This window comes from Belliella alkalica, assembly GCF_022549785.1.
Classification (GTDB): Bacteria; Bacteroidota; Bacteroidia; order Cytophagales; family Cyclobacteriaceae; genus Belliella; species Belliella alkalica.
In genome coordinates this window covers 176,066-192,964 of record NZ_JAKZGO010000007.1, presented here as the reverse complement: position 1 = coordinate 192,964, position 16,899 = coordinate 176,066, and the positions used below count along the sequence as shown (strand labels likewise).

The following is a 16,899-nucleotide window of genomic DNA, read 5'->3' as shown; positions in this document are numbered from 1 at the left end:
CCATTAAACCTAGAAATGTCAAAGAATAATTATCAAACCGAAGTAGCCAAAAGATTCACCATTTACAATAGTCTTTTTCTAGACTTACCATTTAGTGATATCAATAGAACTGGAACTTTGTTGCCGATCTTGGCAACGAAATGTGAAGAAGGCTATAAAAAAGATAAAACACCAAGCGAAATTATAAGGGGTTTTTTCGATGAATTGATGGCGAAAAACTCAGAAGACGAGCGCCATAACTTACTGTTTAAAATGGTGCAATATGTAGAGCGTCAAGTTGTGCTTTTTGATTCTATTGAAGATGCAGCATTTGACAAAATCCATGATGCCAAAGGTAAGGGGACAGTAAACGCTCTTATTACCAGAGTAGATAATGATAGAAAGAGAGAAGCCTTGATAGAAAAGCTCAAAAACTTTTCTGTAAGACTTACCTTGACGGCACACCCTACGCAATTTTACCCTGGTAATGTTCTTGGAATCATCACCGATTTGGAAACTGCGATCAAAAACAATGATTTGGGGAATATCAACCTTTTATTGCAACAGCTAGGGAAAACTGGATTTATCAATAAAGAAAAACCTTCTCCATTAGATGAAGCAGTAAGTTTGATCTGGTTTTTGACAAATGTATTTTATAAAAGTATTCCCGATATCCTTACGAGGTTGCTCAATAGTCTCGAAATTCCGCTTCACGAATGGGACAATCCTGGATTGCTAAAAGTGGGTTTTTGGCCTGGAGGAGATAGAGATGGCAATCCATTCGTAACACATGATATTACCGTGAAAGTTGCAGAGAGGCTTCAGAAATGGATCCTCAGATGCTACTACAGGGATATAAGAATTATTAGAAGAAGGTTGACTTTCAAGCATGTAGAACCAATAATGTTGAAAGTGGAAAATGGTCTTTTCAATTCACTTTTTGAAGAAAAAAGCTACTATAATGCCAAAGACGATTTGTTGAATGATCTGATGGAAGCAAGAAGATGTCTTGTAGAATATCATGAAGGACTTTTCTTAGAGCAGTTGGACGAATTTATCCTCAAGGTAAAAATATTCGGTTTCCATTTTGCCAATATGGACGTACGTCAGGATAGTAGAAAACATGATGGTCTTTGGGATGAGGTCATTGAAATGGAGTTTGGAGAAAAAGAGCTTGAAGCTTATCATAAGCTAAGTGATGATGATAAAATCAAGTTTTTGTTTGACATCAAAAAACTTCCAAATGAATCAAAACTCAAAGATGATTTCCATAAGGAAATGCTGAAAAGCTTTGATGCAATCCAAACTGTACAAAAAGAAAATGGTGAAGATGGACTGCACCGCTACATCATCTCCAATTGCCAATCAGCATTACATATTTTGGAAGTTTTCAAATTGGCAAAACTGAGTATAGATCACAAAGAAGGAGAATTACCACTTGATATTGTGCCGCTTTTTGAAACGATCGATGATCTTGCACAAGCTCCCAAAATAATGGAGCAGTTGTACAAGAACAAAGATTATGCTGCACACATGAAATTTAGAAAGCAAAAGCAAACCATCATGCTTGGTTTCTCCGATGGAACCAAGGATGGTGGCTATATAAGAGCCAATTGGTCTATTCTTCAAGCCAAAGAAGAACTTACTAAAGTGTCAAGACTTTATGATGTAAGTGTCGTTTTCTTCGATGGGAGAGGTGGACCTCCTGCAAGGGGTGGTGGAAATATGCATAACTTCTATGCATCTCTAGGACCACAAGTTGAGAATGAAGAGATTCAGATTACTATCCAAGGTCAGACGATTTCTTCTAACTACGGAAAGCCGGTTTCTTGTACCTACAATCTTGAACAACTACTCTGTGCAGGTGTGGAAAACGAGCTTTATCCATCTTCAGAAAAATCACTGACAAATGATCAAAGAGCGCTGATCAATAAAATGGCTGATGTGTCTTACCAATTCTACAAAGATTTCAAAAGCCATCCCCAATTCTTACCATATTTGGAACATGTGACTCCATTGAAGTATTTCGGGCAAGTCAATATTGGTTCTAGACCATTGAAAAGAGGAAAAGATTCGGGTTTGAAGTTTGATGATTTGAGAGCAATTCCTTTTGTTGGCTCTTGGGCGCAGATGAAGCAAAATATCCCAGGTTTCTTTGGAGTGGGAGCAGCTTTGGAAGCCTTGAAAAATGAAGGTAAATTTGATCAGGCAAAAGCTTTGTACAATGACTCACTTTTCTTTAGATCTCTTTTGGGTAACTCCATGCAGTCTTTGGCCAAATCATTCTATAAGTCTACGGCTTATTTGAAAGATGATCCGAAATATGCGGACTTATGGAATTTGATGTTCACTGAATACCAAAGAACACTTCAGTATATTTTGGAGGTTTCGGGTATGGAGCATTTACTTCAAGACAACCCTACCTCGAAAGAGTCAATTGCTATCAGAGAAAAAATTGTATTGCCGCTGATTACAATTCAGCAATATGCAATCCAAACGATGCTAAAAACTGGAGAGGATGATCCTGTACTTCAGAAGTTGATCCTACGGACAATGTTTGGAATCATCAATGCAGCTAGAAATGCAGCTTAATTAAAATAATAAAATCCCAGTCGAAAGGCTGGGATTTTTGTATTCTTATTCTTCCTCAATCTCAGGTTTGGCAATTTGCAATGTATTGTAAACGTCGGATAGACTCAGTTCATTTTCTGCAAGTACCAAAAGCTGATCATCTGCAAGGATTTCCGTAGTGCCTTTTGGAGTTATGAATTCACCTTCTCTTCGCAGCATTGCAATGATTGCATTTTTTGGAAATCCCAAATCAAGTATTTTCTTTCCAACAATTTGATGTCCTTTTGGAATATCAATTTCTGCCATTGCTGTTTTTGGAGCTTCATTTGTGATGTAATCGACTGGTGATTTTGGTTTAAGCTTTTCTGGTAACGCCACTTTTAGCCAGTTTGCCACCACCGATAAAGTCGTACCCTGCACCAATACAGAAGTCAGGGAAATGAAAAACACAATGTTGAAGATAGTGGATGCTTTATCTATTCCAGCGATTAGAGGATAGGTAGCAAATACAATTGGTACAGCACCTCTCAAGCCAACCCATGAAATATACCATCGTCTTCGGTTTTTCATCTTGAAAGGAAGTAGAGTCAAAAATACACCGAAAGGTCTAGATACAAATATCAAAAATCCAGATGCGGCCAAACCTAAGCCAAGCAAAGGAATGATATCTGTAGGATTCACTAAAAGTCCCAAGGTCAAAAAGAGCACAATCTGCATCAACCAAGCGATTCCATCAAACATTTTCAAAATGGTGTTTTTGTGTATCAACTCCTGATTTCCCAAATACACAGCGCAAAGATACACTGCCAAGAAACCATTTCCTCCGACCAAATCTGTGAAGGAAAAAGTAATAAACATCAGAGAAATCACAAGGACAGGGTAAAGTCCTTCAAAGCCAAGGTTGATTCTATTGACGGCTTGTTTGCTCAGCCAACCAAAGCCTAAACCTAGAGCAGCACCAAGCAGCATTTGCTGGAAAAATAGGATAACAAGTGATCTAAATCCCATATTTGGATTGAGAACCAATCCTAAAAATGCAATGGTCATTACATAAGCCATCGGGTCATTACTACCACTCTCCAACTCAAGTGTTGACCTTAATCTGTATTTCAAGGCAAGGCTTTTTGACCGTAAAATCGAAAAAACCGCCGCCGCATCCGTGGATGATACAATCGCACCCAATAAAAGTCCTTCATAAATCGTGAAATCTGAAATAGCCCATACAAAAACACCAAGAGAAGTAGCTGTCAGCAATACACCAATAGTGGATAATGCAATTCCTTGTCCCAAAACTGGTTTGATTGACTTCCAGTTGGTGTCCAAACCACCTGAAAAAAGAATGAAATTGAGGGATACGATTCCGATGAATTGTGCTATTTCTGGATTATGAAACTGAATTCCCAAGCCATCTGAACCTGCAATCATTCCGATCAAAAGAAACAAAACCAATGTTGGAACACCAAATTTGTATGAAGTCTTTCCGGCTAGTATGCTTAGAAATAGCAAAATAGATCCTATAAAAAGGATGTTTTCGATAGTTAGGAACATGAATGATTGTGGATTGATTCGAACTAATTCAAAAATAGGCAAAATTTGCAAGTGTACCTGTGTGGTAAATCAAATCAGCTTGCAAAAAAATCAGTTTTGAGTTTTGTTAATAATGTAGGGAAGTGATTTTAAAATTGCATTTTAAGACTATCCGCAATGGCAACTGAAGTTGAATTTTCCAATGTAATCATGCGGAGAATCGTTTTCGGTTATTAGTAGATTAGGTACTAGTAAATCAATAGACATAAAGTATTATGAGTATCCGCAACTTACAAAGCTACTTCTTACCCAACGTGCAACATTGCGGATACTCATATAAAATATATCATTTTGGTTAGCTATTAGTAAGAAAGGGGATGTACATTTTGCATTTTTTAATTACTAGATCAAAAAAAATAGGCATCTTTAAATGTTGAATTAAAAAGTTGAAAAATGGGAAATTTTATCAAAAGAATTAATAGTTTTTGGGTATCTGATGTAAGTTTTCCTGCACTTTTGACAATGCTTTTTTTTACAGTTTTTGTACTCCCAGTTTTTATTGAGTATCAAAAAGATGCGACTCTTTTTTTAAACATCATGTTGATCCTATTGTTTTTTGTTGGGATTTTTTCTTCCCATGAAAAACCTTATTTGATTTTATCTTCAGTACTCTTTTTGTTACATATCTCCTTGAGATTGATTAGGTTTGGAGACAATCCATATGAGTTTTATTTGTTTGAAAGAGTAGTAGCAATATTAAATTTGACCGCTTTGGTCATTATCAATTTCAGTTTGTTATTTAGAAATAATGAAGTGAATATCCATAGGATAATCGGTTCAGTAAATGTTTACCTCTTATTGGCGATGATCGGAGCTTTTGGTTTTGAAGTGATTCATTTGATCACTGGTGAATCCCTTGAAGGTAATAAGTCTTTGGGTGGGCTTGACGCCGATTATGGAGAATATATTTATTACAGTTTGTCATGTATCAGTACCTTGGGTTTTGGTGATGTATTTCCCGCAAATCTTCCAACAAAAATGCTTTCAGTCTTTCTTTCGGCTTCAGGAATTCTATATCCCGCTGTGGTGATAGCCAAATTGGTTTCATATGCTGCAAAAGAGAATTAGTGGAGTGCTTTTTCGTTTTATTTAATTAACCTCAAATCTCGGGTTAATGGACTTGAAAAAAATGCTACAAACACCAATACCACCACCCGCAATCCACACAAACCCCATTCAACCAATATCAATTTACAGCATATCCACCAGGTCAGACCTAATATCAACCAATAACTTGTCCCCAGTGGCGGATCCAATATCCACCAATATCCAATATCCACTAATATCCATTATCCATCAATATCCAATATCCATTAATATCTAATATCTCTCAATATCTAATATCAACTAATATCCACCAATATCCAATATCTTCTAAATATCCAATATCAATCCAAATTGTATTAATGAAGCAGTTGATTATATCTCCGTTCAACCTAAATCTCCAAAGGTTTGTGTAAAATCCAAATTCTGTTTTAAATATTCAATTAATTTAGTGACAATTAAATCCAAATAATGATGATGAAAAAAAATTTACTGGGAGTATTCTTGTTGGTTTTTTGTTTGACAATAGCAGAAGCACAAGAAACTAGACAAATCGAAATAGAGTCAGCAAAAGAAACTCGCCATGAGATTACGATCAATGGCAAAAGAGTCCCTTACAAAGCTACTGCTGGTACAATGCCAGTATGGGATGATGAAGGCAAGCCTATTGCTTCACTTTTTTACACATATTACGAAAGGACAGATATATCTGACAAGGCAAATAGGCCTTTGGTAATTTCATTTAACGGTGGTCCAGGGTCCGCATCATTATGGATGCACCTAGCTTATACAGGTCCATACAAATTGAATATTGATGATGAAGGCTATCCTTTGCAGCCGTATGGATATAGCGAAAATCCACATTCCATTCTTGATGTAGCAGACATTGTATTTGTAGATCCTGTCAATACTGGTTATTCTAGGATAGTGAACAAAGACACACCTAGATCTACCTTTTTTGGAATCAATTCTGATATCAGATATTTATCCGATTGGGTAAATACTTTTGTGACCAGACAAAATAGATGGGCTTCGCCAAAGTATTTGATTGGAGAAAGTTATGGTACAACTAGAGTTGCGGGCATGGTTTCCCAGCTACAAAACTCACATTGGATGTATTTCAATGGTGTGATTTTGGTTTCTCCTACGCCTATGGGACTTGATAGAAGTGGCCCACTTGGAGGTGCAAACTACTTACCATATTACGCTGCGACTGCTTGGTATCATAAAGTGCTTCCAGCAGATTTGCAAGCAAGGGATTTGGATGATATTCTTCCAGAAGTAGAAGCTTACACGATTGATATTGTACTGCCAGCTATGGCAAAAGGTGGGTCTATAGATCCAGCTAAAAGAATTGAAATAGCCAAAAAAATGGCTTATTACTCTGGCTTGAGTGAGAAAGTGATACTTGAACATAACTTAGCTGTTCCTACGAACTTTTTTTGGAAAGAATTACTCAGAGATCAAGGTTTGACGATAGGTAGATTAGATAGTAGATACAAAGGGATAGATAAAGCTGGTACTGGTGCACGTCCTGATTTTGATCCAGCACTTACTGCTTGGAACCATGCTTTTGCTCCAGCTTTCAATTTATATGCAAGAAATGTATTAAACTACAAGACAGACTTGACTTATAATCTATTTGGTCCAGTGAACCCTTGGGATAGAAGCAATGAAAATACTGCTGAGCAATTGGCAAATGCTATGCGTCAGAATCCTTATCTGCATGTAATGACTCAGTCTGGTTATTATGATGGGGGGACTGATTATTTCAATGCTAAATTCAATATGTGGCAAATGGATCAAAATGGCTCTTTAAAAGATAGACTATCTTTCAAAGCCTATAGAAGTGGACATATGATGTACTTGAGGGCAGAAGATCTAAAAACTTCAAATGATGATATCAGGGAATTCATAAAAAATACTTTGCCAGGCAAAGATGTTCCTGCAAAATATTGATTTTTTACCTTGGTCATACTAAAGTAAGATTTGTCAAAACTTTTGAGAAATGAAAAAAAAGCTGGAAGTCAAATGACTTCCAGCTTTTTTGTTGTGTTTTTGAAATAAGCTATTTAAAAATCATCAATGCTTTTTATTTCTTCTTTGAGTCCGAGTATTTTGCCAAGGAGTAGGAAAATGTCCTCTTTCTTCTTACCATTTTTTCTAAGAAACTGTATGGAGGTATCACCAGCTGATTTTGATAATTTCTTGTTCTTCTTACTCATTATCAAATCATGATGATGAAAAGTTATGTGAGAAAAATTGTTTTCTCCTAGTTGTGAAGCTAAAAATGTTTGTGCCAATGAAGACCCAAAAAGATCTCTTCCCCGAACTATAAGATCCACTCCATAATGAAGGTCATCGATGACAGATTGAAGTTGGAAAGAGGGAGAACCATCTTTTTTCCTAGCGACAAAATCACGTAAAATCCCAGGGATTTTATGACTTAAACATCCCGTTAGGGTTTTGATTGTTAGTTCATTCTGAACAGGTGTTTTTATCCTTAAATTCGTTTCTTGATATTCAAATGGAAGGTTCCGAGTTTGACAGTATCCTGTATAGAAACCTCTGGGATGCATTTTTGCGATTTTGTTTCTACTACAATCACAGGCAAACAACAAGTTCTTTTCAATCAACTCTTCTAGAATGTTTTGGTACAAATCCATCCTATGATAAACCGAAAAATTTTGCTTAAAATCCTTTACATTTTTGGGACCCATGTCATAGCCTATTTCAAGAAAGTCCAAGGTGTCAAAAATATCTTGGATGTACTTTTTCTTCACTCTTTCTAAATCTAAATCATCAATTCGGAGAAGGATTTTTGAATTAAATTTTCTGGATAGAGCATATGTAATTAAGAAGGAATAGAGATTTCCTAAATGCAAAAAACCACTGGGAGTTGGTGCTATCCGTGTAAGCTTAAAGTTCTCCATATTCAAATTTAAAAATTAATACAAGGAATACATTTGAGGTGCTTAAAGATTTTTAACACCATAAATTTTTTAAGGTCAATTTTGAAGGATACATTCGTAATGTGAAATCTATATTCTTCATTTGTCTCTTTTGCTTTGCTTTTTGCAAGTGTTTATTCGCACAGACTATCACTGGAAATGTGATTGATGGTTTTGATAAAGGCTATTTAGAGGATGTTGTGGTAATCAATCTTGCCAACGGAGATCAAAGCATCACCAATACACGTGGTTATTTTCGGGTAAAAGGCCAGCCAGGTGATTCACTTTCTGTAGTGAAAGATCATTATATTCCACACGGTTTGAAAGTAGGGATAGAAACACATTTGGTAGTGGAAATCCATTTGAATGCTAGACTTTTGCCTAGGTTTGATGTCTATGGAGAAAAATACAGAATGTCCTTGTCTATGGGAGGAAGTGCCAGTCCAACAGGGATGGTTGGATTGTCAGATAGAAAAGCTGGGCCGGGAAAAGTTTACCTTGGTATGTCCGATAATCCCGGGCTCGCTCCAGCGATTACTATCGATGGACCAATTTCCTATTTTATGAAAAGCGAGAGACAAAAGCGACAATATGCAAGAAAATTAGCCTTTTTGGCAAGGCAGCAAGATTATCTAGAATTGATACAATCAGATTCTGTCATGACAGCTTTGAAAGCTGAATATAACCTCAGCAACCAAGATTTAGATGACTTAATTATTGAATTCAATCTTCAAAACAGAGATCATCAATTCTTGGATATGAACTGGAAAATGGTTGAGCAGCGATTAATTGATTTTTTTGACAGAAGGACAGGACGAAAAAGGTAGATATTGCCTTATTTTCTTTTGAATGACCATGTTACAAAAAACCTTGCTACAACCTCTCTTTGAGGGTTGTAACCAGTTGAAACCATCGTCAGTTTGTCACTATCACCAGGTTGAAGTTTATCGATAATCACTTCTAATTCCTTTCCTTGGTCACATTCAAATGTGATTTTCTGATTCGCTTTTTTGTGAAATTCAGCCTTGAAGTCCACTACCAACATGCTGTATCGACCTTTTCCAGCCATAGAAAGCTGGCATAAAGCGCCGGTACTGAGTTCTGCTGCACCCGCTAATGCTGCAAAATAAATTGATTTGAATGGGTTTTGGCTTCTCCAAAAATAGGGGATTGTTACTTCACAGGAATCACTATCAAGCTTCTTGATTTTCAATCTCCAAAAAATAGCTGAAGGAAGTTTGAAAAGCATTGCCCACCAAAAAATAAATGGGTTTGTCATTTTATTTGAATAGCTACGTGCTTCTGAAGTCATTTTGATAGGGTTTATGAATAATAATCTTCAAATTAATCAAAAATTGTATACTGTCTTTTGAAATGGCATCTTTTTTGGGCATTTTCGCAAAAATATTCATACTGTTATGTTAAAGAAAATTTCGATTTTGTTGTTGATAGGAATCATTACATATTCCTGTGCAAAAGTTCCTTTTAGTGGGCGTAATCAACTGAACCTTGTCAGCAATGGAGAGATCCTACCTATGTCATATGATCAATATGACGAAGTCTTAAAATCAAGTAAACTTGTGACCAATACAGCTGAAGGCCAAATGGTGGTAAGAGTTGGTAAAAGGATTGCTGCTGCAGTAGAAAAATATATGCGTGAAAAAGGTTATGAGAAAGAATTGGAGGGCTTCCAATGGGAATTTAACCTTATTGAAAGTGAGCAAGTTAATGCTTGGTGTATGCCAGGAGGGAAAGTAGCTTTCTACACTGGGATTATGCCAATATGTAAAGATGAGGCCGGTGTGGCAGTTGTCATGGGGCATGAGGTTGCCCATGCTGTTGCAAGTCATGCCCGTGAAAGAATGTCAAATGGCTTGGTTTTGAATGGTTTACTTGGAGGTGTACAAGTAGCAATGGGACAAAATCCAACCTTAACACAAGGCATATTTTTACAAGCAATAGGTTATGGAGGTCAATTGGGAATGTTGAAATTCTCAAGAAGACATGAACTAGAAGCAGATCAACTTGGACTTAATTTTATGGCATTGGCGGGTTATGACCCAAGAGTCGCTCCATCATTTTGGGAAAGAATGAATGCTGGTGGAGATGGTAATAGACCACCTGATTTCTTGTCTACTCACCCTGGACCAGACAGAAGGATTCAGGAATTGAATAAACAAATGCCAGAGTCTATGGCATACTATGAAAAAAGTAACAAGCAATGATAAAAAAAGCCAGATCTACACGGTCTGGCTTTTTTTTGAACAAAGCTTTTTGAACAAAGTACAAAATAAGAAGAGATAGCAAATAGATCTTCTATTGCGTCAAACAATTTTGGTAATGTGGTCAAAAATAGTTGGTGACTTTTGTTGAAAAATTTCTTAACATGCCATGCAGATTTGAAGAGGACGTAAGCTCTGCTGAGGAGCAACTTACCAGCAATAAAATCTGTCAAGTGGAATGAGAGGGCTTCGCTTATCGGAGCCCTTTTTTATACTTCATTCTTCTTGTTCTATGGCTAAGAAAAACCTTACTTCCTACTATTCTTAAAGTATAAGTACCACCTCAAAAAGCTTTTTCTATTTTGAGTTGATAGACCTCTGTGGACATTTAAATTAATTTTTAAATGTCCAAAAAATGACTCTAAACCATTGGTTGATTTTGGAATCCTTTGATTTTCTAGGTACTCAAAAAGGTTAGGCAATGCGCTTTTTAAAACAGAAAAAGAACGTCTCAATAGTTTGTGTTTATACCAATACTTTCCTGTTATGGGATTGACTGTTTTTTCATTAACAAACTGGTGGTGTCGATCATCCCAATTGGCTAGTTCGAGTAGCCAAAAACTGAGTTCTTGTTTGGATTGGATCAGATGTAGTGTGGAAACAATTTTTCGAAGTTCCTGTCCGGGAATGCTCTTAGGATTGTTAGAAAGCCATATTCTACACATTCGCTGCACATGAATCACGCATCTCTGAAGAGTGACTTGTGGACATACTTTTCGGATTGCCTTGATTAAGGCCCGATTTCCATCGCAAGTAATTGATTCAATTTGAACTCCAAGAATTAGAAGATTTTCTAGGTCTTCTTTGAGTTCTTCATAGCGTTCTCCGTCACTGAAACGATAGAGTTGAGTGAATTTAATAGTGTTGTCCCGATATAAAATCAAGCATAAATCCCTGGTAAAATATGTGCCGTCAATAAGAAGATTTACTCGCTCAGACGGGTAAACACTTAGGGTTGGAGGTTCATTTAAATACCTTTTGAACAGTCGCTGAATGGTACTCTTACTCAGACCAGTCTCTGTTACTAATTGCTCAAATGTACGTCTGCCAACTACCCATTTTTCAAACCAAACAAACTGATTCGCTTTAGTTACTGAAGGGTTGGAGCCAGTGAAAAGAATGCCACAATTTTTGCACTTATATCGCTGCTTGCCTGCTTGTTTTCCCCACTTGATTGAGGCAAGAAAGCCACAAGCCCAACATCGTTTTTTTTGAAGTTTTCATGAAACAAAAAAACCTTATTGAAACTGATTTCAATAAGGTTTTTGTAAATAATTTTAAATCAATACGTTATAGGGATTTTGCCAACTATTTTTGACCATTAGATCACAATTTTTAATCTTCCAATCTTCCAATCACCCATCTGCTGAACCAAGTATGAAGTACAAAGTACCAAGAGCTATCAAATAGATCTTCTAGTGAGTCAGCCAATCCACAATGGCGTACAAGCTCTTAAAACTTTCCAACTTTACAACCTTCCAACTTCTGAACCAAGAGCTATCAAATAGATCTTCTAGTGAGTCAGCCAACTTTACAACCTTCCAACTTTACAACCTTCCAACCTCTGAACCAAGAGCTATCAAATGGATATTTTTGTGCGTCAGCCAACCTTTCAACTTTGCAACTTTCCAACCTTCCAACTTCTAAACCAACAGATATCAAATGGATATTTTAGTGCGTCAGCCAATTTTGTAATCTTCCAATCTTCCAATCCTCAATCTAACCTCTATTAAAGCTCCTCAACTTCACTTGTGTGAATTTTCTTTTGGTGTCTAAAGGGAAATCACCTTTCATCATCCAGTCGTAGTAGGAAGGTTCTTCTTTTAGAACTTGGGCAATTGTTTTTCCTTTATGTTTGCCGAAGTTAAAGCATTCTTCTCCTTCACCATTGAAAATGAACCTTCCAGCTAGATCAACCATTTTTTCGTTGAGCAAGGTGTGGATTTTTTTCATGTCATTTTCAAAAACCCCCAGTTTGTTGCCCAACAAGTCACCAGCTTCTTCTCCATTGTATCTTTCAATCTGAGCTTTGAACACTTCATATGTAGCGATGGTGTCAGCCTCGGCACTGTGAGCATTTTCCAAAGTTTTTCCACAATAGAATTTATATGCAGAGCTCAGGTTTCTTTTTTCCATCAGGTGGAAGATTTTCTGGGCATCAAGTAAATTCCTTTTTTCAATGTCAAAATCAATCCCTGCACGCAAAAACTCCTCTACCAACAATGGGATATCATATTTCAATACATTAAATCCAGCCAAATCAGCGCCTACAAAAAATTGGTGAAGTTCCTGCGACGCTTCTTTGAATGTAGGGGCATCCTTGATGTCTTTGTCATAAATACCATGAATCAAAGACGATTCCAGAGGAATTGGGATCGTCGGGTTGATCTTCATGGTTTTGATTTCTTCTTTCCCTCCAGGATGAACTTTTACGATGGAGATTTCTACAATTCTATCTGTAGAAATATTTATGCCTGTGGCCTCCAAGTCAAAAAAGGCAATTGGAGATTTTAGATTTAAATTCATTTTATCGTTTTTGATTGATTTTGTTTTTTAAAATAGTAAGATCCATATCATCATAATTCCCTGAACTCATCAAAAGCAGGTTGGTGTTGAGATATGTTTGCTCTTCAAGGTAAGCTTTCAAAAGGGAGATATCAGTAAAAAGCTTCAAATCTTTTCTTCTGAAACCAGTTCTTAATGTTTCTTCATCCATCAATTCCAGCTTTTTCAAAGATACAGCTTTTGGGTTTAAATAGATAATTGCCTCGTCTGCCATATCGATGGTGTGTGCGTAATTGTCTATAAATTCTTTGTTCAGAGAACTGTAAGTATGCAGCTCCTGAACAGCAATCAGCTTTCTTTCTGGGAATTGGTTTTTTACAGCCTCTACAGTTGCTTTGAGTTTGGAGGGTGCATGAGCAAAATCCCTGTACAAAATACTGGAATCGGAACTTGCTAAAATTTCCTGTCTTTTGGCAGCGCCTTTGAAACTCTGTATATGCGTATAGAATGTTTCGGAATTTACTCCGATGCTATTGCAGATATACAAAGCACCTTGAAGGTTTTGAAGGTTATGATCTCCAAAAATGTGGATCGGGATTTTCCCATTTTCAGTTTGAAGAATGGTTTTTCCTGCTTCTATTTTGCTGGGATGGGAATTGTATGGCTGAAGCTTTACACCTTCAATCTGGCAATCCTCCCCAATTCTTTTTACGATTGGATCTTTTTCGCAAAAGATAAATGTACCGGTAGGAGGAGTCATTTCTACAAGTTTTTCAAATTGCTCCACATAATTTTCAAAGGTTGGAAAAACATTGAAATGATCCCAAGCAATTCCAGACATCAAAAGAATATCATGTTTGTAATGGAAAAATTTCGGTTTTCTATCCAATGGAGAGGTTAGGTATTCATCTCCTTCGATGATGATAATTGGTGCATCTGACAATTTCACCATCAGATCAAAGCCTTCAATTTGCGCTCCTATCAAATAATCAAAATCAATACCCTCACTTTTCAGGACATGCAAGATGATGGCGGTTATACTCGTTTTGCCATGGCTTCCTGAGATAACTATTCGCTTTTTTTCCTTGCTCTGATTGTAGATAAATTCTGGAAACGAATATACCGGGATCCCAAGTTCTTGTGCTCGGATCAATTCTGGATTTTCTTGACGAGCATGCATCCCCAAGATGATTCCGTCAAGATCTTCTGAGATTTTTTCTGGAAACCATCCCTTTTCTTTTGGTAAAATACCTGCTTGTTCCAGCCTTGTTCTGGATGGCTCGTAGATTTCATCATCCGACCCTGTAACATTGTAACCTTTTTTTACCATGGATAGGGCAAGATTATGCATTACAGCGCCACCAATTGCTATGAAATGATACTTTTTAGACATGTCTTTAACTACTTATTATCAATAATTATAAATTTCTTTTTACCCTTCAATCTCAACGAAATGATCAGATTGCATTGAAAGATTAGTATTGTTTTTGAATACAATGATGTATTCTTGTCTTTAGCCTAACAAACATCCGTAATTTAAACCTACATGGCTACCATTAACCAATAAACTATTTGCCAAGTCAACCAATAACTAAGTCAACTAATTGTAAAACACAGATTAAGATTTTTCCAAAACCTTTATCATCTTGAAAGATTTCATCAAATGAAACAATCCCGGTAAGATAACAGCCCCACCGATAATCAACATCCCACCCAAATTTGTGATTGTGGCTTGAGGTGCAATGTTCTCGAGTAAACTAATTTCCTTATCAGCAGTAATGATAAAATATGGAAAATGCGTAACAATAGCAGCGAAGAGAATAAGCACAACTTGAATACCTGCCATGTAGCGACTGGCTATCCGTCTTTGCGCTCTGATGAATTTCCATAATGGGAAAAGCAAAATCCCAGAAATTACAACAGAAATGATTGCAATAGGGTTTTCTATAAAATCACGAACGAATTTGATGTCATTTAAATAGCCATAAACTAACAGGATAAACCCCAAAACGACAAGCGTAATGGTGAAAATGGCAGAGCTTTTACTAAAATGTTTTCTTGCAACTCCTTCAGATTCTCCAATCAAAAGTGTAGCTGCAAGAAAGGCACAAAGTGCTGCATAAAATAAGCCTACCAATAGTCCAAAAAGATTCAGCCATGGATTGATAAAGAAATCATAGAAATTTGAGTCTGGATACGCTTCCAAAGTGATGATTTTACCACTAATCAATGCAGCAAAAGACAAACCCAGAAACACTGGCGTTATAAAACTCCCTATTCTAAAGAGCCAATTATACCAAAATTGTGATTGATCAATGACTGCATCATAATGTCTGAAAACAAAAGCCACTCCTCTAATCGTAATCCCAAGTAATACCAATGTGAGAGGTATATGGAGATAGACGACCATAATGTTGAAGTAAACAGGAAATGCAACCCAAAGAATCACCAACATGATGATAAGCCAAATATGATTGGCTTCCCATACTGGTCCGATGACCCTGTAGATAATATCTCTAGTATGTGGTCTATTTTTGCGTGAAGCAAACAATTCTACAATTCCAGCCCCAAAATCAGCACCCCCGAGCATGACATACAAGAGCAATGAAAAAAGAAGGAAAAACAAAACTACATATAGCATGATCAGTTTGGATTTTGGTTAAGGGCTTTGATTTGACGGTTCATCAACCAAGTCACTGTGACAGCCAGAAGCGAATACATACATAAGTAGAAATAGAAACTATACTTCATTCCTGGCATAGGGGTTACAGCATCTTTGGTAAGCATGATTTGATGGATTATCCATGGTTGCCTTCCCACTTCAGTGACCACCCATCCTGCTTCTATCGCTACAAATCCAAGTGGAGCCATTATCACAAAAAGCAACCAATAGTATTTACTTTTCTCCCAGTTTTTCTTTTTGAGACTGATTAGATAAATAAGACCTGCCAGCATCAATGCAACACCTAAGCCTACCATTATTTGGAAGGCATAATGTACAATGGCTACAGGGGGGTGTTCTTCTTTAGGGAAATCATTGAGTCCTTTTACTTCAGCATCGAAATCACCAAAAGCCAAAAATGAAAGGGCTTTTGGGATAGCAATTTTATGCGTCACCTTTTGGTTTTCTACATCCACTATACCTCCTATATACAGCGGTGCTCCTTTTTGCGTCTCAAAATGAGCCTCTAGAGCCGCAAGTTTGACAGGTTGCCTTTCAGCTACATCTTTGGCAGAGATATCACCACTGATTGGTTGCAAAAATGCCGCTACAGTGCCTATGATGATTGTGATTTTAAATGCTTTTTTGTGTAAGTCAACATTCCTATTCTTGTAAATCTGATAAGCATGAATACCAGCAACTCCAAAACTTGTAGCCACAAAAGCGGCCAAGGTCATGTGAAGTGCCTGCGTGAACCATGCCGGGTTTAGAAAAGCTTTGACAGGATCAATATTTGTAAATTCCCCGTTGACGTAATCAAAACCTGAAGGGGCATTCATCCAGCCATTGGCTGATACTACTAGAATACCAGAAGCAACACCAGAGACCCCTATGATTATTCCAGTAAACCAATGAAACTTCTCAGGTAATTTGTCCCATCCATAAAGATAAAAACCCAATGCAATAGCTTCTACAAAAAAGGCTGCTCCTTCCAAAGAAAATGGCATTCCGATGATTGGCCCCGCATGTTTCATAAATTCCGGCCAAAGCATTCCCAATTCAAAAGACAGTGCAGTGCCAGAAACAGCCCCAGTCACAAAAAAAATCGCAACCCCTTTTAGCCATGACTTTGTAAGTTTTTTGTAAACAGGCTTTCTGGTTTTTAGGTATTTGTAATGAGAAACCACCATAAAAAATGGCATTACCATTCCAATACAAGCAAAAATTATGTGAAAGCCTAGGGTGAAGGCCATTTGTAAACGAGCGAAATCGAGATTTTCCATAACTATGGTTTGTCATTCAAATATAAAGCTTTAAA

At 37.0% G+C, this 16,899-nt stretch carries 14 protein-coding genes; 6 read left to right on the top strand and 8 right to left on the bottom strand.

Annotated elements, in window-relative coordinates:
• Positions 1-15: 15 nt before the first annotated feature.
• The gene (locus MM213_RS10545) at positions 16-2,571 is read left to right on the top strand and encodes a phosphoenolpyruvate carboxylase (protein WP_241412087.1); all 2,556 of its coding nucleotides are present in this window, start codon (positions 16-18) and stop codon (positions 2,569-2,571) included.
• A gap of 45 nt (positions 2,572-2,616) precedes the next feature.
• On the opposite strand, the gene MM213_RS10540 is transcribed toward MM213_RS10545, so the two are convergent.
• Complete coding sequence (locus tag MM213_RS10540; protein ID WP_241412085.1) at positions 2,617-4,098, bottom strand: potassium/proton antiporter; 1,482 nt, start codon at positions 4,096-4,098, stop codon at positions 2,617-2,619.
• A gap of 432 nt (positions 4,099-4,530) precedes the next feature.
• Between MM213_RS10540 and MM213_RS10535 the strand changes: the two genes are divergently transcribed.
• Together MM213_RS10535 and MM213_RS10530 are read left to right on the top strand one after the other, a co-directional pair.
• Positions 4,531-5,205 (top strand): potassium channel family protein, encoded by a 675-nt coding sequence (locus tag MM213_RS10535; protein WP_241412083.1) that lies wholly within the window; start codon positions 4,531-4,533, stop codon positions 5,203-5,205.
• A 453-nt stretch (positions 5,206-5,658) separates the two neighbouring features.
• Complete coding sequence (locus MM213_RS10530) at positions 5,659-7,140, top strand: S10 family peptidase (protein ID WP_241412180.1); 1,482 nt, start codon at positions 5,659-5,661, stop codon at positions 7,138-7,140.
• A 113-nt stretch (positions 7,141-7,253) separates the two neighbouring features.
• Here the strand turns inward: MM213_RS10530 and MM213_RS10525 are convergent, their stop codons facing one another.
• Complete coding sequence (locus MM213_RS10525) at positions 7,254-8,114, bottom strand: glutamate--tRNA ligase family protein (protein WP_241412081.1); 861 nt, start codon at positions 8,112-8,114, stop codon at positions 7,254-7,256.
• A gap of 101 nt (positions 8,115-8,215) precedes the next feature.
• Between MM213_RS10525 and MM213_RS10520 the strand changes: the two genes are divergently transcribed.
• On the top strand, positions 8,216-8,959 hold the full coding sequence (locus MM213_RS10520; protein ID WP_241412080.1) for a hypothetical protein: 744 nt from the start codon (positions 8,216-8,218) through the stop codon (positions 8,957-8,959).
• Between the two features lie 8 nt (positions 8,960-8,967).
• Here MM213_RS10520 and MM213_RS10515 read toward each other — a convergent pair whose 3' ends face one another.
• Positions 8,968-9,444 (bottom strand): DUF4442 domain-containing protein, encoded by a 477-nt coding sequence (locus MM213_RS10515; protein WP_241412078.1) that lies wholly within the window; start codon positions 9,442-9,444, stop codon positions 8,968-8,970.
• 106 nt (positions 9,445-9,550) lie between these two features.
• Here MM213_RS10515 and MM213_RS10510 point away from each other — a divergent pair, with 106 nt between their 5' ends.
• Complete coding sequence (locus tag MM213_RS10510) at positions 9,551-10,357, top strand: M48 family metallopeptidase (protein ID WP_241412076.1); 807 nt, start codon at positions 9,551-9,553, stop codon at positions 10,355-10,357.
• A 305-nt stretch (positions 10,358-10,662) separates the two neighbouring features.
• Here the strand turns inward: MM213_RS10510 and MM213_RS10505 are convergent, their stop codons facing one another.
• The gene (locus MM213_RS10505) at positions 10,663-11,589 is read right to left on the bottom strand and encodes an IS256 family transposase, variant Zn-binding type (protein WP_439647566.1); all 927 of its coding nucleotides are present in this window, start codon (positions 11,587-11,589) and stop codon (positions 10,663-10,665) included.
• Between the two features lie 262 nt (positions 11,590-11,851).
• Between MM213_RS10505 and MM213_RS10500 the strand changes: the two genes are divergently transcribed.
• Positions 11,852-12,061, top strand: a complete 210-nt coding sequence (locus MM213_RS10500; RefSeq protein WP_241412072.1) for a hypothetical protein — start codon at positions 11,852-11,854, stop codon at positions 12,059-12,061.
• A 72-nt stretch (positions 12,062-12,133) separates the two neighbouring features.
• On the opposite strand, the gene MM213_RS10495 is transcribed toward MM213_RS10500, so the two are convergent.
• The 4 genes from MM213_RS10495 to MM213_RS10480 form a co-directional block, all read right to left on the bottom strand.
• Positions 12,134-12,940, bottom strand: coding sequence for a 3'-5' exonuclease (locus tag MM213_RS10495; RefSeq protein WP_241412070.1), 807 nt, complete (start codon positions 12,938-12,940; stop codon positions 12,134-12,136).
• 1 nt (position 12,941) lies between these two features.
• Complete coding sequence (locus MM213_RS10490; protein ID WP_241412068.1) at positions 12,942-14,312, bottom strand: UDP-N-acetylmuramate--L-alanine ligase; 1,371 nt, start codon at positions 14,310-14,312, stop codon at positions 12,942-12,944.
• A gap of 225 nt (positions 14,313-14,537) precedes the next feature.
• Positions 14,538-15,560: a cytochrome d ubiquinol oxidase subunit II gene (locus MM213_RS10485; protein ID WP_241412066.1), complete on the bottom strand. Its 1,023-nt coding sequence runs from the start codon at positions 15,558-15,560 to the stop codon at positions 14,538-14,540.
• A gap of 2 nt (positions 15,561-15,562) precedes the next feature.
• The gene (locus tag MM213_RS10480; RefSeq protein WP_241412064.1) at positions 15,563-16,864 is read right to left on the bottom strand and encodes a cytochrome ubiquinol oxidase subunit I; all 1,302 of its coding nucleotides are present in this window, start codon (positions 16,862-16,864) and stop codon (positions 15,563-15,565) included.
• Positions 16,865-16,899: the final 35 nt, after the last annotated feature.